We start from the raw sequence: 21,082 nt of genomic DNA, 5'->3' as shown, positions 1-21,082 counted from the left end.
CATCATCTATGATGGGAGAGCGGCGTGGCCGCGCTCATCATGCAGGTGCGAGTTCTGTTTTTTGGGGTGCTGAAGGACGTGCTGGGGCGCGCGGGGGAGACCGTGTTGCTGCCTGAAGGGGCGACGGTTGGCGACCTGGTGGCGCGCTATGAGCAGGCGGAGCCGCGGCTGGGGAAGTGGCGGGCGTCGCTGGCGATGAGCGTGAACCAGGAGTACGCGCGGCCGGAGTCGCGCCTGAAGAACAATGATGAAGTGGCGCTGCTGCCGCCGGTGAGCGGCGGCGGCGAGGGCGCGGTGGTGGGGCCGGGGTATCCGCGAGTGGGGATGGTGCACGAAAAGATTGACGCGCACAGCATCGTGCCGCCGCTGGAAAGGCCGGAGGATGGCGCGATCGTGATGTTTGACGGCATTGTGCGCAACCACAGCCGCGGGCGGAAGACGCTGTATCTGGATTACGAGGCTTACGAGCCGATGGCGCTGGCGGAGATGGCGAAGCTGCGGGCGCAGGCGCTGGAGAAGTTCGCGGTGCGCGAGGCGGCGATCGTGCACCGGCTGGGGCGGCTGGAGGTTGGCGAGTCGAGCGTGTTCATCGCGGTTTTCTCGGCGCATCGCGCGGCGGCGTTCGAGGCGTGCCGGTGGATCATCGACACGCTGAAGAAGACGGTGCCCATTTGGAAAAAAGAGTATTTCGAGGACGGCGCGGTGTGGGCGGATGGCGAACCGTTTCCGGCGGAGATTGCGAAAAGCGGAGCCGGGCTGCGCTCGGCCTCGCCCGACGAGCCGCCGGACGCCACGCAAACCAGATGAAGCGCGGCGCCCTCATCGCAATCCTGTTTCTGCGCGCGCTCGCTGCTCCCGCGCAGCAGCCAACGGCGGCTCCCGAAAATCCGCAGGACGCGCCGGCCACCACGCTGAAAGTGGACGTGAAGCTGGTGAACGTGTACGTGAGCGTGCTCGACGCGAACGGTTCGCCGGTGGCGGGGCTGACGCGCGACAACTTCCGGCTGGCGGAGGACGACGAGCCGCAGAAGATCGCGGTGTTCGACCGCGAGGCGGAGCAGCCGCTTTCGATCGTGCTGGCGATTGACACATCGCTGAGCACGCGCAAGGACATCCGGCTGGAGCTGGAGTCGGCGCGGCGGTTCGTGCACACCATTCTGCGTCCGGTGGACCGGCTGTCGCTGTATCAGTTCGACGAGGTCGTGAAGGAGATGGTGCCCTTCACGGCGGACCTGAAGGCGATCGATCGCGGCATCGATGGCGTGCGTGTGGGCTCGGCGACGGCGGTGTTCGACGCGGTTTACCTGGGATCGGAGGCGCTGAGCGGGCGGCGCGGACGCAAGGTGCTGGTGATCGTGACCGACGGCGGCGACACGGCCAGCCAGGTGGACTACCTGGAGGCGCGGCGCGAGGCGCTCACGGCGGAAGCGCTGGTGTACAGCGTGATCATTGTTCCGATCGCGTCGAGCGCCGGGCGGAACACGGGCGGGGAGCACGCGCTGATCCAGCTGTCGAAGGACACGGGCGGCAAGTATTTTTACGCGGACACGACAGCGCGGCTGGACGAGGTGTTCCACAAAATTGACGAAGAGCTGCGCACGCAATATCTGCTGGGCTACTACCCGAGCCGGAGAGTTTCAGACTCGGAGTTCCGGCGGATTGAAGTGAAGGTGACGCCGCCGGCGGGCAGCGGCGAGATGACGGCGCGGCATCGGACGGGATACTTCACGAATCCGTCGAAGTAGGCCAAGGCAGACACAAAAGACTTCTCTCTCACCCGAGTTTCTCAGGACGACAATTTCGGTGCCCTCGGGTGACTCGCAGGCAAGGTGCGAGCGCGCCGCCTGGCGCTTCCGGTCGTCCGACGCGGAATAGAACATCGGAACAAGCAGACACGGGCGACGCAACGCTACGTTCCTGCCCGGGCAGGCATCTGCTACATTGCGCGCATGGGTAGGGCGAAAGCAGAAGGGATGCTGGCGCAGATCCGGCAGACGGTGACGCGCATTCCGAAGGGCAAGGTCGCCAGCTACGGGGAAGTGGCGCGTGCGACCGGGTATCCGGGAGCGGCGCGGCAGGTGGTGTGGGCGCTGCATGGCTCGCGCGGGTTGCCCTGGCAGCGCGTGGTGGGCGCGCAAGGACGAATCCTGCTGCGGGGTGAGCACGCGCTAGAGCAGCGGCTGCGGCTGCAGAGCGAGGGCGTGGCGTTCATCGGGGAGCGCGTGGACATGAAGGCGCACGGTCTCGTGTTTCCGCGCCGGGCGGCGCGGAGAGTGTAGGCGCTGGTTGCGTGGCTCGCTTTCGGGAGGCGCCTCCATGCGGGCGGGGGCGTCCGCGTCCACACGGCCGGTGGTGGCGCGAGCACGCGGACGAGGCCGTCCGCGCCAAACGGTCTGTGGTTGCCCGGAATGCGTGGCGATGGGAGCGGCGCCCAAACGCCAAAAGAGGCGGACGCGCGGGGCGCCCGCAGACGCGGGCGCCGGGGACTTCCGCCGATGGTCTGTGGTGAACCAGAAAAGGTTGTCCACGAGTAACCAATCATCCCGGCAGGAGGACAGGGCCGGAGTGTCCGGATGCGCGGCTGCGCTGCGCTTCCGTAATTAGCGCGAAACGCGCGCGTAGTTTTGAATGGGCTCATGAAGTGGTGGTCTGAACGGCGCGCACGGCGGGCGGTTCCAACGGATGCCTCGGGGCGTGCACCCGGCCGGTCGCAGCGTTTTGCGGTGCGGGGGCCGGTGCAGTATCGCTGCCGCGGAGAGCAGGACTGGCACGCGGGCACGAGCGAAAACCTGAGCTGCACCGGAATCCTGTTTCGCGCGCAGCAGCCGCTGGCGTCAGACACGCCGGTGGCGATCCGGCTGGCCCTGCCATCACAGCTTACCGGCGGGGCGCCCCTGGAGATCGTGTGCGACGGCTACATTGTGCGCGGCGAGGCGGATTCGGACCGCGGATACGGACTGGCGGCGGCGATCCTGAGCTGCCGGCCGCGGTATCCGGAGAACCGTCGCGAGGCGGCGTACCGGCGATTGCTGGCGGGCGAGCCGGCGACCGGCAGCGACGTGCTGAAATTCGTGCACGAGCTGAGCAGCCAGCTGGCGGTGATCGTGGGGAACGCGGACATCATTCTGGGACAGAACGAAATTCCCGAGCCGCTGGCGATCCGCGCGAACGAGATCAAGCGGGCCGGATTGGCCGCCGCGGCCGCGCTGCAGCAGGAGCTGAAGCGGAGGCTGGAACCGCAGTGAGCGGTCCGTGGTCGTTGAACCAGGGTTCATGGAGGGTTGCTCCCGCCATTTGCGGAGCAAAAAGGCGCTCGGCAAAGGATGGCGGACCCGCACGCTCCGCAACGATTTTGGGAGATGCACGACGGCGCGAGCTGGCGCACAACTGGTGAGGCAGGCGCCTCATCTGATGAGTGCCACGCTCGTCTGCCGGTTGATCACAATCAAGAAGGAGAGTCATGGACACCAGGGACACGCTGCCTCCTCCCGCGCCCCTAGTCCCGCCGCAGCAGTTGCGGGAAACGGTGTGGATTGATCACCTGATCGCAGTGACCGACGAGCTGCTGCATCAACTGGAACAGTCAGGGCAGAAGAAGGCGGCGTAGGCTCGCCTCCCTCGCGTCTCGCGCTCGTTCGGCGCGAGACGCGCCCCTTCAACGTGGAATTCCGCTCAAGCCAAAGAAGGCTTGAGTTGCGGCACCCAAGTCCTTCGTTGTGCATATTCCGTCATCTATAATTGAGGCATGGCGGAGACCGACAAGATCAGCACCAGCGTTCCGTCGGCGGAATCGCATCTGAGCGGTCACACCGTGTTCGAGAACGCGGTGGGCAGCGAGCACGATCCGAGGCGGATTGCGCAGGTCACGTATGGCGCGGGCGAACAGCCCGAGGGCGTGATCCTGACCACGCTCGACCGCGCAGTGAACTGGGTGCGCAAGAATTCCCTGTGGCCGATGACGTTCGGCCTGGCGTGCTGCGCCATCGAGATGATGGCAATGGGAGCGTCGCGGTTCGACATTGCGCGCTTTGGGGCTGAGGTATTCCGGCCATCGCCACGGCAAGCTGACTTGATGATCGTGGCGGGACGCGTCTCGCAAAAGATGGCGCCGGTGATCCGGCAGCTGTGGGAGCAGATGCCCGAGCCGAAGTGGGTGATCAGCATGGGCGCGTGCGCCACCTCGGGCGGCGTGTTCAACAACTACGCGCTGGTGCAGGGCGTGAACCAGTTCATTCCTGTGGATGTGTACGTTCCCGGATGCCCTCCGCGACCGGAGCAGCTGATTTATGCGATCACGCTGCTGCAGGAAAAAATTGCCAGCGAGCGCGGTTCGTTCAAGCGGGCGCTGAACCTGGGGTAAATCCAAAAGACTCACCGCGGACAGCGCGGATTGGCGCCGATTTCTGAGGCGAACGCGAACTTCCGTGACGCTGCAGCCCGCGGACGAAGGCGTCCGCGCCACGCAGGTTGTGGTCGCCCGGTGTTTGCTGGTGGCGTGCTCGCGGGCGAGGTCGCGCGCGTCCACACGGTCCGTGGTGAATAACGGCGGGCGAGGGCGCCCGCCGCTACAACCTGTGATGTTGTGATGGTGCGCTAGTCGGCGGCGACGGTTTCGGTGGCGGGTTCGTATTCGCGGATGTAGCCGGCGACGGCGCTGGCGGCGACGGTGAGGGGTGAGGCGAGGTACATCTGGCCGGGGCCGCTGCGTCCGGGGAAGTTGCGGTTCTGGGCGCTGATGACAACCTGGTCAGGGCGCGTGCTCACGCCGGGGCCGGCATTGATACAGGCGCCGCAGCTGGGCTCGATGACGATGGCGCCGGCTTGCCTGAAGACGTCGAGATAGCCCTTGCGCACGCAGTATTCGCGCGTTTCCTGAGAACCGAACTGAATGTAGAAGCGCGTGGACGAGGCGACGCGGCGGCCTTGGCGGACGGCGTCGGTGAGCACGCGCGCGTACATGTCCATGTCTTCGTTCTTGCCGGCGGTGCAGGTGCCGCCGTAGGCGATCTCGACCGGGACGGGCGTGTTCAGGTCGCGGACGAACTTGCCGTTGCCGGGGTCGCCGGGCGTGGCGACCATGGGGTAGATATCAGCGGCGTCGAGCTCGATGACATGGGCGTACTCGGCGCCCGGGTCGCTGGAGAGGCCGGCGATCATGCGCTCGACCTCGGCGCGGTCCATGCCGCGGCGCTCGGCGAGGAAGTTCACGACCTTCACGTCGGGCGCGACGATGCCGGTGAAGCCGCCGATCTCGGCGGCCATGTTGGTCATGGTGGCGCGCTCGTCAACACTCAGCTCTTCCACGGCCTCGCCGGAGTACTCGATGACTTTGGCGAGCGCCTTGCCGCTGCGGATGTAATCGAGCGCGAGCAGGACGAGGATGAAGTCCTTGGCGGTGACGTTGGGGCGGCGCTTGCCGCGGATGACAACCTTCACTGATTCTGGAACTCTTACGCGCACGTCTTTGGTGATCCAGGAGTTAAAGACGTCGGTAGTGCCGATGCCAAAGGCCACGCAGCCGACGGCGCCGACGTGCGGCGTGTGCGAGTCGGAGCCGACGTTGAGCTGGCCGGGCAGGGCATAGCTTTCAGTAATAACCGAGTGGCAGATTCCCTCTGAACCCTTGCGGTCGGTGAGCTCGCCGTGCAGCTTGATCCCCTGACGCTTGCCGAAGTCTTCCTGTTTGAGCTTGAGCTGGGTGGCGAGGTCGAGCAGCCCCATCTTGCGCTTTTCTTCCGAAAGGACCTCGTCAAGGAAGGTGAGGTGGTCGCGGAAAAAAAGGATAGATGCGGGATCGTTGACCTTGGCGTCTTTGCCGACGAAGTGCTCGAAAAAGATGGCCGCCATGGGCGTGACGTACTCGTGGCTGAATCGCAGGTCGGTGCGGGCGAAGCCGGTGTCGCCGGGCTTGACGCTGGGGACGCCGACGTTGCCATGCTCGTCGACCATGTGGCGGGCGAAGATTTTTTCCGCCAGCGTCATGGGGCGTTCGGGCGTGGTTATAGCCGGCAGAAATACTTTTTTCTGCATGCGGGCGACGTTGAAGGGGAACAGGCCGCCGTACTCGATGACCTGGCGCGTGATCTCGTCTTCGCCCGCGGTGAATTCGGAGAGCGGGATTTCCTGGCCGGCGCGAATCTTGTCGATGAGCGAGAAGTTGGTCGAAGTGAGAACGCCGAGGTTCTGGCAGTTCTGCTTGTAGATGCGCTCGATGTTTTCCGCGATGACGAGCTGGATGCCGGCGGAGCGCTCGGCGTAAGGCGACTGCTCACGGCTGGAACCTTTGCCGCGACGCTTGCCGCTGACGGCGGCGACGAACCCGCCCTTCTTCACGTCAGTGCGCTTGATGGGGAGTTCGGAGCCGCACTTCAGGCCGGTGTAGGGGAACTCGCCCAGGGTTTCGTCGAAGAAGAAGCAGATGTGCGCGGGCGTGATCTCGTCGGTGGAGATGTCGTCGCGCAGCTTGGGATTGGCGGCCGGATTTTTCGTGTCCCAGGGGAGGTCCTCGCCGGCCAGTTGGCGGCGGATGAGCGCGGGATCTTCGGTGAGGAACAGGATGCGGCCCTGGAGGCGGACTTGGGAGGGTCGCTTGATGATTTCGCGGGTGAGGAGCGCAGGTATCACAACGTGATTTTAGCAGGGAGGCGTCGTTGGTCGTCGGTCGCTGGAGCATCCGATGTTTCCCAGCCTCCGCCAAAAGACGGCGGAAGGGTGGGCACTCCAGGGTCGCGGTGATGGGGGGACGCGGACGAGGGCGTCCACGCCACGCAGGTCGTGGCGGCCCAGTGCTCAGATGTGGGTTGCCGGCGGGCGAGGGCGCCCGTCGCTACAGCCTGCGACGTTGAGGGGCCCGCGGGCGGGGTCGGCCGCGTCCACACGGTCCGTGGTGAATGCGAGGGCGCCTGTGGCTAGAACACGCGCGGGTCGGGCAGTGGTTCGAGGTTGCGGCCGGCGAAAATCTGGTCGAACTGGTCGACGAGGGCGGCGTGGATGATGCCGTTGGTGGCCAGGGTCTGGCGGGCGCTGCGGTGGTCGAAGGGGCGGCCGTGCATGTCGGAGATGGCGCCGCCGGCTTCGGTGACGAGGAGGGCGCCGGCGGCGACGTCCCAGGGATTGAGGTTGAATTCCCAGAAGCCGTCGAAGCGCCCGGCGGCGGTGTTGGCCAGGTCGAGGGCAGCGGAGCCGGCGCGGCGCACGCCGTGCGAGCGCATGGTGATCTGGTGGTAGAAGTGGATGTTGGGATTCTTGTGGCGTTTGTGGGCGGGGAAGCCGGTGGCCAGCAGGCTTTCGGAAAGTTTTTTTGTCGCGGAGACGTGGAGCGGCTTGCCATTCAGTTCGGCGCCTGAGCCTTTTCCGGCCGAGAAGAGCTCGTCGCGGGTGGGATCGTAGACGACGGCGGCGAACAGCTCGCCCTTGTACTCGAGGCCGATGGAGACGCAGTAGACGGGAAAGCCGTGCGCGAAATTGGTGGTGCCGTCGAGCGGGTCAACGTACCAGATGAAGTCGCTGCCGGTGGAGCGGCGCGTGCCTTCTTCGCCGACGGCGTCATGGGTGGGCCAGAGCGAGCGGATGCGGCCCATGATGAGCTGCTCGGACTCGCGGTCGGCGATGGTGACGATGTCGACCTCGCCCTTGTACTCGATGGCGACGCGCTGGGCGGCGTGGCGCTGGAGCAGAGCGCCGGCGTGGCGCGCGATTTCGCGCATGGCGCGGAGGAATTCTGCGGGCTGGGGCATCAGTCGCGGCCGCCGTTTTCCGACGACGGCGCGGTGTTGGAGACACGGGTGCGGCGCGGCAGCGCGTCGCGCTCGGCGATGTAGGCGATGTCGTGCTTGTAGATGAACAGATTGGGAGCGCCGTCGCGGGTGAGGCGCACCATGCCGTGGTCGTAATACTCGATCCAGCCGTGAACGAGTTCGCCGTCGAGCAGCCGGATGGTGACGGGGCGCTGCTTTTCGCCGAGATACTTGAGGTAGGCGGCTTCCTGGCGTGTGTCGTCGGGCGGCGGAGTTTTTCCGCGCGGTGCGGGCTGGAAGGGCATCTGAGCATTGTAGCAAGATGTGATCGGCCGCGACGGAGCACGGACGAGGGCGTCCGAGCAACGGAGGTCGTGGCCGCTCGGTGTTTGGTGGCGGCGTGCTGTCGGGCGAAGTCACCCGCGTCCACACGGTTCGCGGTGAACGCCTGCGGGCGAGGGCGCTGGCCGCTGCACGTTCGCGTATCATGGCGGCCATGGCTGCAGCTGATTTCTTCTATCTGGTGGTGGGAATCGTTGTTGGCGTGCTGTCGGGGATTATCGGGATTGGCGGCGGGATCCTGATTGTGCCCGCGCTGGTGCTGTTCATGAAGATGAGCCAGCATCGCGCGCAGGGGACGTCGCTGGCGTCGCTGCTGCTGCCGATTGGACTTTTCGCCGCGTGGAAGTACTACCAGGCGGGCAACGTGGACGTGCGCGCGGCCGCGCTGATCGCCTTTGGTTTTGCGGCGGGCGGATACTTTGGCGGAATGTGGGCGCAGCGCATTGACGACCTGCTTCTGCGGAAGATTTTTGCCGCAATCCTGATGCTGGTGGCGGTGCGGATGTTTTTCCAGAAGTAGGCGTTCGACTTTAGCGCCGCAAGAAGCGCGTCGCGAACGCGGGGCTCCCTCGCGGTTGCGGTTTCCGAATTGGAGAAGCTCGGGGCCAACCTGCGGGTGTGCCTGGGAATCTGTGTGGGAGCGCCCTTCGTACAGCAACCCGTGCCGCGGCACGGGCCAGGCCATGTACGACCGCGCCCACGTCCCGCTCGATGGATTAACCCATTCGCGTCGCCGAGATCGCGAAACCCGCTCGTGGGTGAACCACCTGCTGCAGCTCGCCGACCAGGTACTGGCGGAGCCCTGGAGCGCTGAACCGGCCTTCAGCTTCCCCGAAGAGAGCTTCCACGCGCACATCCAACAGGCGCGCCGGACGGCGAAGGTGATGGAGTTGCGTCCCAGGCAGCGGTGATGGCAAGATTCCCGGTCTTCTTCAACTAGAAGGAACTCAGGAGAGAGCATGAGCGGTTTGCGGCGGTCGGTGTGTCTGCTGGCGGTGGTGGTGTGGTGTGCGTGCATTTCGGCAGCGCAGAGGCAGCGCCCGCAGCAACAGCAACCGCCGGCGCCGCCTGCGGCGACTTCGCCAGGCCAGAACGCGGCTCCCAGCCCGACGCCTGCGGCCGGGGAGGAAAAGCAGGGCGAAACAACGGTGGCGAAAGGCACGCTGCCGGCGGCGCAGGAGAAGGAACCGCCGGAAGAAAAGCCGGTGGTGACGCATCACGAGATGCGCGCTGGCGGCAAGGCGCTGCGCTACACGGTCACAACGGGCATGATGCCGATCCGCGACGCGGCAGGGAAGCTGGAGGCCAACATCTTCTATATGGCGTACACGCTGGACAATCCCGGGCCGGGGAAGCGTCCGCTGACGTTTTCGTTCAACGGCGGGCCGGGATCGTCGTCGGTGTGGCTGCACCTGGGCGCGATCGGACCGAAGCGCGTGAAGATGCAGAACGAGGGCTTCATGCCTTCGCCGCCGTTCGAGCTGGTGGACAACGAATACACGTGGCTCGACCAGACGGACCTGGTGTTCATCGATCCGGTGGGGACGGGGTACAGCCGCGCCGTGTCGCCGGAAGTGGGGAAGAAGTTCTGGCAGGTACGGGGCGACATCGAGTCGGTGGGCGAGTTCATCCGGATGTACCTGGTGCGGAACCAGCGGTGGACGTCGCCGCTGTTCATCGTGGGCGAAAGCTATGGAACGTTTCGCGCGGCGGGGCTGTCGGGTTACCTGGTGGACCGCGGCATTGCGCTCAACGGCGTATTGCTGATTTCGACCATCTTGAATTACGGAACGCACGACCCGGCGCGGATGAACGACATGCCGTATGCGCTCATGCTGCCCAGCTACACGGCAACGGCGTTCTACCACAAGCGGCTGGCGCCCGATCTTCAGCAGGACCTGCAGAAGACGCTGCGGCAGGCCGAGGCGTTCGCGGTGGGCGACTACGCGGCGGCGCTGGCGAAGGGAGATCTGCTGTCGCCCGAGGAGCGTGCCGCGGCGGCGGAGAAGCTGGCGCGCTTCACCGGACTGGACAAGCAGTACGTGGACAACAGCAACCTGCGCGTGCCGCTGGGCATGTTCCTGAAAGAGCTGGGGCGGCCCGAGCGGCGCAGCTATGGGCGACTGGACAGCCGCTTCGCAGGCATTGACGCGAACGCGGCCGGGGCGACGCCGGACTTCGATCCCTCGCTGGCGGCGATCACGCCGCCGTACACCAGCATGTTCAACAACTACGTGCGCTCGGAGCTGGGATATAAAAGCGACAAGACGTACTACATCCTGGGCGGCGGGTTTTCGAACTGGGACTTCACCAAGGGCTTTGGACGCGGCGAGGAGGGCGGGCAGGGCTACGCCGACACCAGCGAGCTGCTGCGGTCGGCCTTCGCCAAGAATCCATACATGAAGCTGTTCGTCGCGTCCGGGTATTACGACATGGCGACGCCGTACTTTGCGACCGAGTACACGCTGTCGCATCTGTCGCTCGATCCGAGCGCGCAGAAGAACATTACCCGGCGCTACTACGAGGCCGGGCACATGATGTACATTCATACGGAAATGCTAGCGCGCCTGCGTAAGGACGTGGGCGCGTTTCTCGACGCTGCGCTGCGCTGACCAACTGCCAGGGCGCGCGGACGGCGATCAGGGTGGCGGAGCGCGAAGACCCGCCACGAGATGAGACCTGGGGAGCGGGCAGGAGGAGCCGGGGCCGCTCCTGCATTGGGTGTCCTGCTGCGAAGCAGGTTCGATCAGGGAGAGCCATGCCAGCTCAGCCGGCAGCGCAACCACCCGCACCTGGACTTCAGGAAGAACAACTCACCCCAATTGACGGGCTCATCAAGCTGCAGCGGGCGCGTTACTACCTCTCCGGGTATTACGGCGGACAACGCGACGAGAACGACCGGCAGGCGGCCGAGACGGTGATCCTGCCGCTGGAGGGGGAGCTGATGCGGGACTTGGGGATCAGGAAGTTGTAGGAGACCGCCGTTGGTCGCCGGTCGTTGGCAAGAATCGAGCGTAGTTGAAATTCCCTGGGTCGGCGTGGCGCTGCTGGCGTGTGCGGGGTCGTTCGACTTCGCCTTCGATCCCGCCGCGCGGGATCGAACGCTGCGCTCAGGATGACTCGTCCAGATTACGGAACAAGAAAAAGGAAAGCGGCCGGGTTGCGGCCGCTCTTTTCTTTTTGCACGCGCTTTGCGCTGGCGTGGGAGACGTAGCAAGCTACGTCGCTACGGCCTTACGCGGCGGCACCGACCTTGTGGGCGGTGGAGTTCTCGACCTGCATGGAGTGGACCTTGGGCGGCTCGTTCATGAGCGGGCCGAGTGTCTGCGCGATCTCCTGGAACAGCCCGCTGTTGTAGCGGTCGAGGTCCTGCTGCGTGTTCCACAAGGTCATGCAGACGAAGTGCCCGGTAGCCGGGTCAACCGATTCGACCAGGTCAACGAAGCCGGGTTGCGCCTTGAGGCGCGGAATGAAGCGGGTGTTGAGCGTGTTCTTGAATTCGTTGAGCTTGCCGTGCTGAATGTTGCAATCGACGATGCGAGAGAACATGCGACCTCCTCGAGCGTTCGTGGGTGACGGGCGTGGCCTGCGGTACGAGTGGCCGGAGGTACTGAGGCCGGAAAGCGTAGAACGGTTCGCGAGCCGGGTCAAGTAAGGCAGCTCTCAGTTTCCGGTTCTCAGGGCTCAGCCTGCGGACGAATGATCGGTCAGGAAGTTCGCGGCGGAGCGGGTGAAGCGCCGGCGGGGGCCGCGGCGGCGCCTTGTGCAATGGCGGCGCCGGGCGCGGCGGCGAAGGGGGTCTGGCAGAAGGGGCAGACGACGGCGGCCACGTTGGACTTCTGCGCGCACTTGGGGCAGATCTTGAGCGGCTGCGCGACCTTCATAAAGATGAAGATGATGAGCGCGCCGACCGGGTGCAGGCCGAACCACATCCAGTGCGGTGAGCGGTTCTTCTGTTTGGCGGCGCGGATGCCGAAGAAAACCAGGCTGCCCCAGATCGAAAATACGATCAGGAACATGAACAGGATGATGAAGACCACCAGGGCCCCGGCTTGGTTGTCGCTCATGTCGCCTCGCGAAAGCGGGATGCAGCCGCCGTCCGCAGCCGGCAGCCGGTTGCGGGAATCTATGCCGTGGCGGGGCAGAGTGTCAATGAATTTTGGCGGCGGAAAGAATGGCTCCGCAGGTAGGACTCGAACCTACAACCCTCCGGTTAACAGCCGGATGCTCTGCCATTGAGCTACTGCGGAGTAGATGCGCAGCGCGGTCGCGATGCGCAAACTGAATTTGTAATTACTTTATATCAGCGCGGGTTGTGGGTCAAAAGCGGGGACTGTCGATGTTGCCACGCGGCGCGACCGGTTCGGTGGCGCAATCGGCAACTGCAGATCCCTCGTCGCTCCGCTCCTCGGGATGACAATTCCTGAAGATATGTGGTGGCATGCCGACGGGCGAGGGCGCCCGTCGCTACAACGTGCCGGGCATCGCAGGTGTCGCGCTACCCGCAGTAATTGTTGTGCTCGCGAATGAAAACCAAAAAGCAAAAGCGCACGGCAATGCCGTGCGCCTTTGCAGCAGAGACTCGGGTGTCAGCGGCCGTAGTATTCGGCGTTGCGCGCGGTGAAGGCTTTCCACTTTTCAGGCAGGTCGTCGAGCGCGAAGATGGCCGAGACCGGGCACACGGGAACGCAGGCGCCGCAGTCAATGCACTCCACCGGGTCGATGTAGAGCATTTCCTCTTCGGCGTGCCGCGGCTCGTCCTTCTTGGGGTGGATGCAGTCCACCGGGCAGGCGTCGACGCATGCCGTGTCCTTCGTGCCGATGCAAGGTTCTGCGATTACATATGCCATGACGCGGGTGGTCTCCCCTCGTTTTCGCGATGATGACTACCAGAGCCCGCCATTCTAGCAGTATTCCGGAGTGGCGCAAGCGCGGGGCGGAGTAGCGTGCGTTTTGACGCACCAGCCGACCCACGTCTGCCAGCAGAGGGCGCCGCGTCCACACGGTCCGTGGCTACTCGGCCTTGCCGCGGACGGCGGGGGTGGCGGAGAACGGGCCGTAGTCGTCGAAGAGAGCGATGGAGGCGACGGGGCTCGATGCGGCGACGGTGATGGAGCCCACCCAGTTCGCGGCGGGCAGAGCGGACCGGATTTCGGGAACCTGCGAGAGGTCGAGGGCGGCCTGGGCGAAGGGCGCGAGATTGAACGAATACGTGGCGGCGAGGGCTCCGCTGGAGTCCACCAGGCGAAGGGTGACGAGATTGACGGCGCCGCTGGTGTTGGCCAGGGCGAGGCCGATGGTGCGTCCGGTGGGCGCGTGTTGAGGGACGGGTTCGAACTCCGCGGGCAGGGAGAACTCGGTCATGGGCGGGGCGTCGTTGAAGCCGACGCTGTTGGCCACGGGCTGTCCAGGAGCGGCGACGAATTCGAAGAACAGGTTCACGGCGACGGGCTGCTCCGAGCCAACCACGGCCCATTGAATCCTGAGCGGAGAGAAGCGCGCGGCTTCGTCGGTGGAGACGCGCAGCGTGGCGCCGCGGGCGAGCGGATACGTGTTGCTGGATGCGCGAACACCGGACTGAGTGATGAAGTTCACGGTCACGTTGTTGGAGGCGCCGGTGATGTTGACGACGGTGATCTTGGTGACGAATCCGGCGCCGCTGGGCACGTGAGGCAGGAAATAAAGATGCGGCGTGTTGGGCAAAGGCGCGGCGCCGACGGTGAACGGCAGCGGGTTGGAAGTGCCCCCGCCGGGCGCGGGCGTGGAGACGGTGATCTGGGCAACGCCGGCGACGGCCAAATCCTGTGCGGTGAGCGAGGCGCGAAGCTGGTTGCTGTCGATGCGGGTGGTGCCGCGTCCCAAGCCGTTGAATTGCACCTCCGACGTGGGCTGAAAGTTCGCGCCAGTTACGACGACAGAAACCGCCGCGGTGCCGGCGGGCGCGGTGGCGGGCGTGAGCGAGGTGGCTGTCGGCGCGGGGCTGATGGTGGCGCCAAGGCCGATGAGCGAGACGGTGTGCGGCGAGCCGGGGGCGTTGTCCACCAAGGTGAGTGTGCCGGAGCGGCTGCCGGCCTGGAGCGGCGTGAAAACGACGGAGATCTGGCAGCTGGAGCTGCCTGCGAGCGAGGCGCCGCAATTGTTGCCGCTGATGGCGAAGTCACCAGCGCCGCTGGAGATCGAGATGCTCGCGATGCCCAGCGGAAGCGTGCTGGTGTTGGTGAGGATGACGGGCTGGGCAATGCTTGTAGTGCCGACGAACTGCTCGGAGAAGGAGAGCTGCGACGTGGAGAGCACGGCGACCGGCGAACTTGGGGTGATGGTGAACCAGTTCGAGGCCGCGAAGATCAGGCGCGTGGGCGCGGGCGCGATGTTGGAGGCGACGTAGCGGGGGACGGCGCTGGCGTTCACGTCGTCGTTGCCGGCGCCGGCGGCGGCGCCGGGTCCGAAGAACGCTCGCAGCGAGACTGTCCCCGCGCCGGAGGGACTGGCGACGTGGACGCCGATCGCCGGACTCGAACCGTTCGCGCCGGTGCGAGGGCTGGCTGCGGTGACTACGGTGATGGTGGAGCGGGCGGCGGAGGCGGTGGTCGCGTCATAGATGGCGGCGCAGGGTGTGATGCCGGGGCAGGTGCCGCCGCTACGGAGCGTGAAGACGACTCCGGCGCCGCCGGAGGTGGAGCCGATGATCGAGTTGGGGAAGGTGACGGTGACGCCGGCGGGCACGGAGCTGCCGGCGTCGAGGATGAGGCTGGTGGAGGTTGTTGGCGCGTCGTTGAGGACGCGGCTTGTGCCGGCGGCGCGGAAGGCGCCGGTGAAGCCTTCGGTGAAGCGGAACAGGGCGTCGTTGGCGAGCGTGGTGTTGGAGTTCTGCGTTCCCGAGCCGGAGCTGATGAACGGGCCGGGCACAGCCTGGATGGTGGCGGCGATGATGCCGACGTTCTTCGTCGGCGCAGCGGGCGCGGTTCCTGTGGCGGTGGTGCTCACGGCGACAGTGACGTTCAGGCCGCCGGAGATGGCGGTGACATCGGCGCGCAGGTTCTTGATGCGGACCGCCGAGCCGGCGGCGCCAGTGGTGAGATCGCCGGAAGCGCCGCTGCTGGTGATCGTGAGTTGAATGGTTGTCGAGGAAAGAGCTGCGGCGGTGAAGTTGAGCGCTAAGCCGGTGTCGTAGGCGTCGAAGTTGGCGGCAGTGCGCGCGAGCGTGCCGGCGGCGATGGATGCGGGCACGGTGATGGGCGCGCCATAGGTCAGTGTGATGACGTTGCCGGCCGAAAGGCAGTTGGGCGGGACACCGCTGTCGAAGATGAGCACGTCGGCCAGGCGCTCGGCGAGGCCTTCGTTGTTGAGCGTGGGACCGTCGGGCGGCTGATTGAGCGGGGTGATGTGGACGTTGGTGGCGCCGCCGGCGGGATCGGTTTGCGGGATAGAGATGACCGGCTGGACGACGCAGATGGCGGAGGAGAGTTGCGTGACCGCGAGGATGGCGAAGATGACCGCGGCGCTGCGCATCGGAGGATGCTAGTTTTGGTCGGAGGGCGTTCAAAGCGTCAGAATCTGTCACCGGTGGCGTGTGGTGGCGCATGTCGCGGGCGAAACGTCAACGCCGTTTTCACACCAAGGGCACGAAGGGTTGTGCCGGCATTGGGTGAGCGCAGTGGCGATGGTGCGAGCGGCAGGCTCAGATCCCTCGCGCGATGGCGCGCTCGGGATGACAATCCTGAGGAGGCAGTGGTGCGGTAGGGACCAGTACGCGCCTCAGCTTCCTGGCGTCGTGGATTAATGACATTCCTGAGGAGGCAGTGGTGCGGTAGGGACCGTTCGAGTGCGCGCGCGAACCCGCTGCGCGGGATCGCGCGCTCCGCTCAGGATGACACCAAAAACATGACGCCAAAAACAGCGCGGACGAGGGCGTCCGCGCCACGCGGGTTGTGGTCACCCCGTGTTCAGCGGCGGCGTGCCGGCGGGCGAGGGCGCGCGGCGGCGTGCCGGCGGGCGAGGGCGCCCGCCGGTACCACGTCCCGCGCATTGCTGAAGGCGAAAAGCCCCGCCGGAGCGGGGCTCTTCGTTGATCGGCCGGTCAGGAAGGCCGATGCCTGCTCGCAACGCCGGTGTGCCTACTTTGCGACGAAGGCGCCTTTGTAGCGGGCGCGGCCGTCGTTGTCTTCGATGGCGTAGTGGTAGGTCTGGCCGGGTTGCAGGCCGGTCAACTGGACCTGGTGATTACGCGTTCCGCCCGGCGTGTACGCCTTCTGGTTCATGTTGTTCGGATCGGTGCCGTACACGACGCGCGTGGCCGAGTTGTTGTTGGTCGTCCAGGAAAGGACGGCGGTATTGCCGGCGGTCTGGACTTGCGGCTCGCCGGTCAGATCAACCTTGTCGCTGATGCCGCTGGCCTTCTCGGTAGCGGCTTCATTGGCGCTGACGCCGGGGGGTACCTGGGCGCCAGGCGCCTGGGGGGCGGCGGTTGTGGAGCTACCGGCCTGGAACTGGCCCTGATAACGGCGGCGTCCATCGTCGTCTTCGATGGCGTAGTAGTAGGTCGCGCCGGCCTGCAGGTTCTTCAACTGCGCGGTGTGGTCACGTGATCCGCCGGGCACGTAGGCGTGCTGCGACATGTTGTTCGGATCGGTGCCATACACGACGCGCGTGGCGGCGGTGTTGTTGGTGGTCCAGGTCAGACTGGCCGTGTTGGCCGAGGTCGGCGTGACGTTGGGACCGTTGACGATGTCCACCTTGTCGTTAATGCCGCTAGCCTTCTCGGTGGCGTTCTCCTGCGAGGTGACGGCGGGGTTGGGATTCTGCGTCTGGGCGAACAGGGGTAGCGCCAGGGTGGCGAGTAGAGTAAGTACAAGGACGAGGGTAAAGCGTTTGGCAGTCATATCTCCGATCTCCTCAGGCAAACATTGGGACAATGCTCCTGCCGGCAGGGGACAGGGGTTTCTTGTGGGATGTCGCTGGCGGACGGCGAGTTTCCCCGGACAGCTTTCATTGACGGGGGTGGCAATCCCGCCTAAGATGGCGCGGTTCAACGACTTTCCACGGGGTAAGGCATGCTGGGCTCGGTGATCTCTCACTACAAGGTTGAGGCTGAGCTGGGCGGCGGCGGGATGGGCGTGGTGTATCGCGCTCTCGACACCAGCCTGGGACGAGCGGTCGCACTGAAATTTCTTCCTGCCGACAGCGTTGCCGACAAGACGGCGATGGAGCGCTTCCTGCGCGAGGCGCGGGCATCGGCCGCGCTGAATCATCCCAACATCTGCACGATCCACGAAATCGGCGAGCACGATGGGCGGCCGTTCATCGTGATGGAGCTGCTGGAAGGCGAAACGCTGCGGCGGCACATCGAAGGACGTCCGCTGAAGCTGGAGCGGCTGCTCGATCTTGCGATCCAGATTGCCGACGCGCTGGATGCGGCGCACACGCGCGGCGTAACGCATCGCGACATCAAGCCGGCAAATATTTTTGTGACGCGCTCGGGGCAGGCGAAGGTTCTGGACTTTGGGCTGGCGAAGCTTTCGCAGCATCGCATGCTGGCCGCGGTAGGGGCGTCGGGCGCGGTGACAGCGATTTCCGACCATGATTTGACGAGCCCGGGAACGGCGATTGGGACGGTGGCGTACATGTCGCCGGAGCAGGCGCGCGGAGAAGAACTGGATCCGCGCACCGATCTGTTCAGCTTCGGCGCGGTGCTCTACGAGATGGCGACGGGACAGCTGGCGTTCCAGGGCACGACCTCGGCGGTGATCTTCGACAGCATCCTGCACGGTACACCGAAGCCGTTCGGCAACATTTATCCGGGATTGCCGACGGAGCTGGAGCGCGTGATCCAGAAGGCGCTGGAGAAAGACCGCGACCTGCGCTACCAGACGTCGGCCGAACTGCGCGCGGACCTGAAGCGGTTGCGGCGCGATCACGGGTCGAGCGGGCGACAGGAGCCGGCGCGCAGCGCCAGCAGCACGACGGCGGCGGCCGCAGCGGCGGCGCCGGCGCTGAAGTCAGTCGCGGTGCTGTACTTCGAGAACGTGACCGGGACGAAGGAAGACGAGTACTTCCGCGACGGGATTACCGAGGACATCATTACCGAGCTGTCGAAGATCGCGCGCCTGAAAGTCTTTCCGCGCTCGGAAATCCTGGCGTTTCGTGACAAGCCGATCACGGCGCCGCAGGTCGGGCAGCAGTTGAACGCGGCGTACGTGCTGGAGGGCAGCATCCGGCGCGCGGGCAACCGGCTGCGCATCACGGCGCAACTGGTGGAGACGCAGACGCGGCACTCGGCCTGGGCGGAGCGCTACGACCGGCAGATGGAAGACGTGTTCGCCATCCAGGACGAGATTGCGCGGGCGATCGCGCAGGCGCTGCGCATCACGCTGACGCCGCAGGAAGAGAAGACGATTGCGCGCAAGCCCACGGCGAACACGCAGGCCTACGACTTCTACCTGCGGGGACGCGACTACACGCGGCGCGAGAGCCTGGACTTCGCGCTGCAGATGTTCGAGCAGGCGATCAAGCTCGATCCGGGGTTCGCCGACGCGCACGCGGGCATCGCGACGGTGTGCGGGCTGAACTACGAATATCGCGAGCAGAGCGCGAAATGGCACGAGCGCGGCTTCGCGGCGTGCGAGCGCGCGCTGCAACTGAATCCGCAATCGGCGGAGGCGCTGGCGGCGCGCGGGCGGCTGCTCTACGGCCAGAAGAAGTACGACGAAGCGGTGCAGGCGGCGAAGCAGGCGATCGAGCGCAAGCACGATTGCGAGGGAGCGTACAGCGTGCTGGGCCGGGCGTTGTTCGCCTCGGGGCGCTACCAGGAAGCGGTGGAACTGGCGGACAAGGCGGTCGAGGCAAACGGTGACGATTACAACGTCAGCGTCCCGTTCATCAACTCGATGGAGAAGTGCGGAGAAATGGAGCGCGCGCAAAAGCTGCGCGCCCACGAGCTCAAGGTCGTGCAGCAGCAGCTGGAGCTGGCGCCGGAAAACGTGCGCGCGCGCATCCTGCTGGCGGCGAACTTTGCCTGGCTGGGCGACGGCGATGAGGCGATTCGTCACCTGGAGATCGCGGTGGCGCTGCGTCCGAACGACTCAAATGTGCTGTACAACGCGGCGTGCACGTATGGCGTCCTCGGGAAGAAAGCCGAGGCGCTGGAGATGCTGCGGCGGTGCGCCGCGGCCGGATACGGCAACTGGGAGTGGGTGAAGCGCGATCCGGATTTGACGTGCCTGCATGATGATCCGGAGTTCAAGCAGATTTGCGAGGGCGGGGCGAAGAAATAGTCTTGTTGGTTGCGGAAGCCGGGGCTGCGGCCCCGGCTTTTTGTTTTTAACAAACACGTTTCACGCCAAGGACGCAGCCGTGGTGGCTTGCTCGCGCGGGCGGGGTCGCCCGCGTCCACACGGTTCGTGGCAGCGCGGGCTATTGCGTGAGTTCGGCGCTCCGGAGGAAGTCGTAGTTGCCGCTGGGGCTGAGCTTGAGGTTGCGCACGCGGCGGGTGTGGACGACCACGTTGTCGAGATACCACATGTGGATGTAGGGCAGGTCCTGGTTCAGGATTTCCTGTAATTCCACGTAAATTTTGCGGCGTTTTTCCTGGTCGAGCTCGCGGCGGCCTGCGTCGATGAGCGCGTCCACGCGCGGGTTGGAGTAGTAGCCGCGGTTGGCGCGCCTGGGCGCGAAGCTCGAGGTGTGGAAGACGTACTCGAAGATGTCGGGGTCTTCGTTGCCGCCGATCCAGCGCAGGCCGGTGAAGATCTGGAAGGCGCCCTTGGTGACGTCGGCATACCAGGTGGCGAACTCGAAAGTGCGGATGTCGAGCGCGATGCCGACCGCGCGCAGTTGCTGCTGCAGGATGGCGGCGAGCAGGCGGTTGTACTCCTCGGTGGACGTCTTCAGCACGAGATGAAAGCGGACGCCGTTACGCTCCGGGTAGCCGGCGGCGTCGAGCAACTGGCGGGCGCGCGCCGGATCGTAGGGAAACTGCCGCGCTCCGGTGTCGTAGGCCCAGCTCTGCACGGGAAGGATGCTGGCGGCGGGCTCGGCGAGATCGCGCCAGAGGTAGTGCAGGATGGGCTTGCGATCGATGGCGTAGGCCAGCGCCTGGCGCACGCGCACGTCGCGCAGGATGGGGTCGCGCAGGTTGGGCGCCAGATACGTGTAGATGGTGCCGGGCGCGGTCTGGACTTCGAGCGAGCCTTCGCGGCGGATGGCGGCGACCATGTCAGCCGTGAGGGCATTGATGGCGACGTCGGCGCTGCCCTTGCGGAGCTCGAGGGCGCGCGTGGTGGTGTCGGGCACAACCATCATGCGAACGCGCGCGATGCGCGCTTTCTCGCCCCAGTAGTCGGGGTTGCGTTCGACGATGACTTCCTTGTCCTGCTCGTGGCGGACGAAGCGGAACGGGCCGCTGCCGACGGGATGGAGGTTGAAGTCAGGGCCGGAGCCATACGGCACGATGCCGATGGCGCCATCGCTCAGGTTCCAGAGAAGCGTGGCGTAGGGCTCCTTGAGGCGGACGACGAAGGTGTAGTCGTCGGGCGCTTCGACGGCGGCGACATAGCGGAACGTGCCCGTCTTCAGCGTGCGCGGGTTGCCGGCCATGATGGTGTCGAGCGTCCACTTGACGTCGCGCGCGGTGAGCGGCCGGCCGTCGTGAAACTTCACGTCATGGCGCAGGTGGAAGATGTAGGTGAGCGGGTCGGGGACATCCCAGCGCTCGGCCAGGTGCGGGCGCAGGTTGAAGTGCTCGTCGCGCTCGAGCAGGGCGTCGAAGATGAGCTTGCCGATGCGCTCGGATTGCGCGTCTGTGCCGACGCGCGGATCGAGGTTCACGGGGCTGCTCTCGATGATGAGGACGAGTTCGCCGGGGGCGGGTCGGGAGGTGCAGGAGAGCGAGAGGAGGCAAAGTGCTACCGCCAGCAGTATCCAGTGCTGAATGGTAGGTGGCGACTTGAGGCGGCACTGGGGCACGTTCCCTGCAAAGTTAGCATGGGCCGGATTCTGCTGCCGTGAGC

General features: G+C 65.6%; 20 protein-coding genes and 1 tRNA gene. 11 read left to right on the top strand and 10 right to left on the bottom strand.

The genetic code is table 11. The features are described from left to right. The first annotated feature begins 24 nt into the window (after positions 1-24). The 6 genes from VFA60_13975 (at position 25) to VFA60_13950 (ending at position 4,360) form a co-directional block, all read left to right on the top strand. On the top strand, positions 25-807 hold the full coding sequence (locus tag VFA60_13975) for a molybdenum cofactor biosynthesis protein MoaE (GenBank protein HZQ92897.1): 783 nt from the start codon (positions 25-27) through the stop codon (positions 805-807). Then, positions 804-1,745 carry a VWA domain-containing protein gene (locus VFA60_13970; protein ID HZQ92896.1) on the top strand — a complete coding sequence of 314 codons (942 nt, stop codon included), beginning with the start codon at positions 804-806 and terminating at the stop codon, positions 1,743-1,745. The genes VFA60_13975 and VFA60_13970 overlap by 4 nt, the downstream gene beginning before the upstream one ends. Before the next feature lie 204 nt (positions 1,746-1,949). Then, entirely contained in the window at positions 1,950-2,279 is a 330-nt protein-coding gene (locus tag VFA60_13965) for an MGMT family protein (GenBank protein ID HZQ92895.1), read from the top strand. Positions 2,280-2,636: 357 nt separating this feature from the next. After that, positions 2,637-3,245, top strand: a complete 609-nt coding sequence (locus tag VFA60_13960) for a PilZ domain-containing protein (GenBank protein HZQ92894.1) — start codon at positions 2,637-2,639, stop codon at positions 3,243-3,245. Between the two features lie 215 nt (positions 3,246-3,460). Further along, entirely contained in the window at positions 3,461-3,607 is a 147-nt protein-coding gene (locus VFA60_13955) for a hypothetical protein (protein HZQ92893.1), read from the top strand. 138 nt (positions 3,608-3,745) lie between these two features. Beyond that, positions 3,746-4,360: an NADH-quinone oxidoreductase subunit B family protein gene (locus VFA60_13950; protein ID HZQ92892.1), complete on the top strand. Its 615-nt coding sequence runs from the start codon at positions 3,746-3,748 to the stop codon at positions 4,358-4,360. Between the two features lie 233 nt (positions 4,361-4,593). On the opposite strand, the gene VFA60_13945 is transcribed toward VFA60_13950, so the two are convergent. From VFA60_13945 to VFA60_13935, 3 genes are all read right to left on the bottom strand, one after another. Beyond that, complete coding sequence (locus VFA60_13945; protein ID HZQ92891.1) at positions 4,594-6,624, bottom strand: aconitase family protein; 2,031 nt, start codon at positions 6,622-6,624, stop codon at positions 4,594-4,596. A 284-nt stretch (positions 6,625-6,908) separates the two neighbouring features. Further along, positions 6,909-7,736 carry an inositol monophosphatase family protein gene (locus VFA60_13940; GenBank protein HZQ92890.1) on the bottom strand — a complete coding sequence of 276 codons (828 nt, stop codon included), beginning with the start codon at positions 7,734-7,736 and terminating at the stop codon, positions 6,909-6,911. After that, positions 7,736-8,041: an RNA chaperone Hfq gene (locus VFA60_13935; GenBank protein ID HZQ92889.1), complete on the bottom strand. Its 306-nt coding sequence runs from the start codon at positions 8,039-8,041 to the stop codon at positions 7,736-7,738. The genes VFA60_13940 and VFA60_13935 overlap by 1 nt, the downstream gene beginning before the upstream one ends. Before the next feature lie 191 nt (positions 8,042-8,232). Here VFA60_13935 and VFA60_13930 point away from each other — a divergent pair, with 191 nt between their 5' ends. The 4 genes from VFA60_13930 (at position 8,233) to VFA60_13915 (ending at position 11,052) form a co-directional block, all read left to right on the top strand. Next, complete coding sequence (locus VFA60_13930) at positions 8,233-8,598, top strand: sulfite exporter TauE/SafE family protein (GenBank protein ID HZQ92888.1); 366 nt, start codon at positions 8,233-8,235, stop codon at positions 8,596-8,598. 163 nt (positions 8,599-8,761) lie between these two features. Then, positions 8,762-8,989, top strand: a complete 228-nt coding sequence (locus VFA60_13925) for a hypothetical protein (GenBank protein HZQ92887.1) — start codon at positions 8,762-8,764, stop codon at positions 8,987-8,989. A gap of 48 nt (positions 8,990-9,037) precedes the next feature. Beyond that, entirely contained in the window at positions 9,038-10,690 is a 1,653-nt protein-coding gene (locus VFA60_13920; GenBank protein HZQ92886.1) for a peptidase S10, read from the top strand. A gap of 146 nt (positions 10,691-10,836) precedes the next feature. Further along, entirely contained in the window at positions 10,837-11,052 is a 216-nt protein-coding gene (locus tag VFA60_13915; protein ID HZQ92885.1) for a hypothetical protein, read from the top strand. 260 nt (positions 11,053-11,312) lie between these two features. On the opposite strand, the gene VFA60_13910 is transcribed toward VFA60_13915, so the two are convergent. The 6 genes from VFA60_13910 to VFA60_13885 form a co-directional block, all read right to left on the bottom strand. Beyond that, positions 11,313-11,627 (bottom strand): hypothetical protein, encoded by a 315-nt coding sequence (locus tag VFA60_13910; protein HZQ92884.1) that lies wholly within the window; start codon positions 11,625-11,627, stop codon positions 11,313-11,315. Between the two features lie 158 nt (positions 11,628-11,785). Next, positions 11,786-12,145 (bottom strand): hypothetical protein, encoded by a 360-nt coding sequence (locus tag VFA60_13905; GenBank protein HZQ92883.1) that lies wholly within the window; start codon positions 12,143-12,145, stop codon positions 11,786-11,788. A gap of 108 nt (positions 12,146-12,253) precedes the next feature. Next, positions 12,254-12,328 (bottom strand) — tRNA-Asn (locus VFA60_13900). A 339-nt stretch (positions 12,329-12,667) separates the two neighbouring features. Next, complete coding sequence (locus VFA60_13895; GenBank protein ID HZQ92882.1) at positions 12,668-12,928, bottom strand: ferredoxin family protein; 261 nt, start codon at positions 12,926-12,928, stop codon at positions 12,668-12,670. Between the two features lie 163 nt (positions 12,929-13,091). Further along, complete coding sequence (locus tag VFA60_13890) at positions 13,092-15,587, bottom strand: choice-of-anchor D domain-containing protein (GenBank protein HZQ92881.1); 2,496 nt, start codon at positions 15,585-15,587, stop codon at positions 13,092-13,094. A gap of 605 nt (positions 15,588-16,192) precedes the next feature. Next, positions 16,193-16,957, bottom strand: a complete 765-nt coding sequence (locus tag VFA60_13885; GenBank protein ID HZQ92880.1) for a fibronectin type III domain-containing protein — start codon at positions 16,955-16,957, stop codon at positions 16,193-16,195. A 171-nt stretch (positions 16,958-17,128) separates the two neighbouring features. Between VFA60_13885 and VFA60_13880 the strand changes: the two genes are divergently transcribed. Next, on the top strand, positions 17,129-19,348 hold the full coding sequence (locus VFA60_13880; GenBank protein HZQ92879.1) for a protein kinase: 2,220 nt from the start codon (positions 17,129-17,131) through the stop codon (positions 19,346-19,348). A 139-nt stretch (positions 19,349-19,487) separates the two neighbouring features. On the opposite strand, the gene VFA60_13875 is transcribed toward VFA60_13880, so the two are convergent. Next, positions 19,488-21,038 (bottom strand): ABC transporter substrate-binding protein, encoded by a 1,551-nt coding sequence (locus tag VFA60_13875; protein HZQ92878.1) that lies wholly within the window; start codon positions 21,036-21,038, stop codon positions 19,488-19,490. Positions 21,039-21,082: the final 44 nt, after the last annotated feature.

The organism is Terriglobales bacterium, assembly GCA_035651995.1.
Taxonomy (GTDB): Bacteria; Acidobacteriota; Terriglobia; order Terriglobales; family Acidobacteriaceae; genus DASRER01.
Note: the sequence above shows the minus strand (reverse complement) of the source record. Positions and strands in the feature narration are given on the sequence as shown.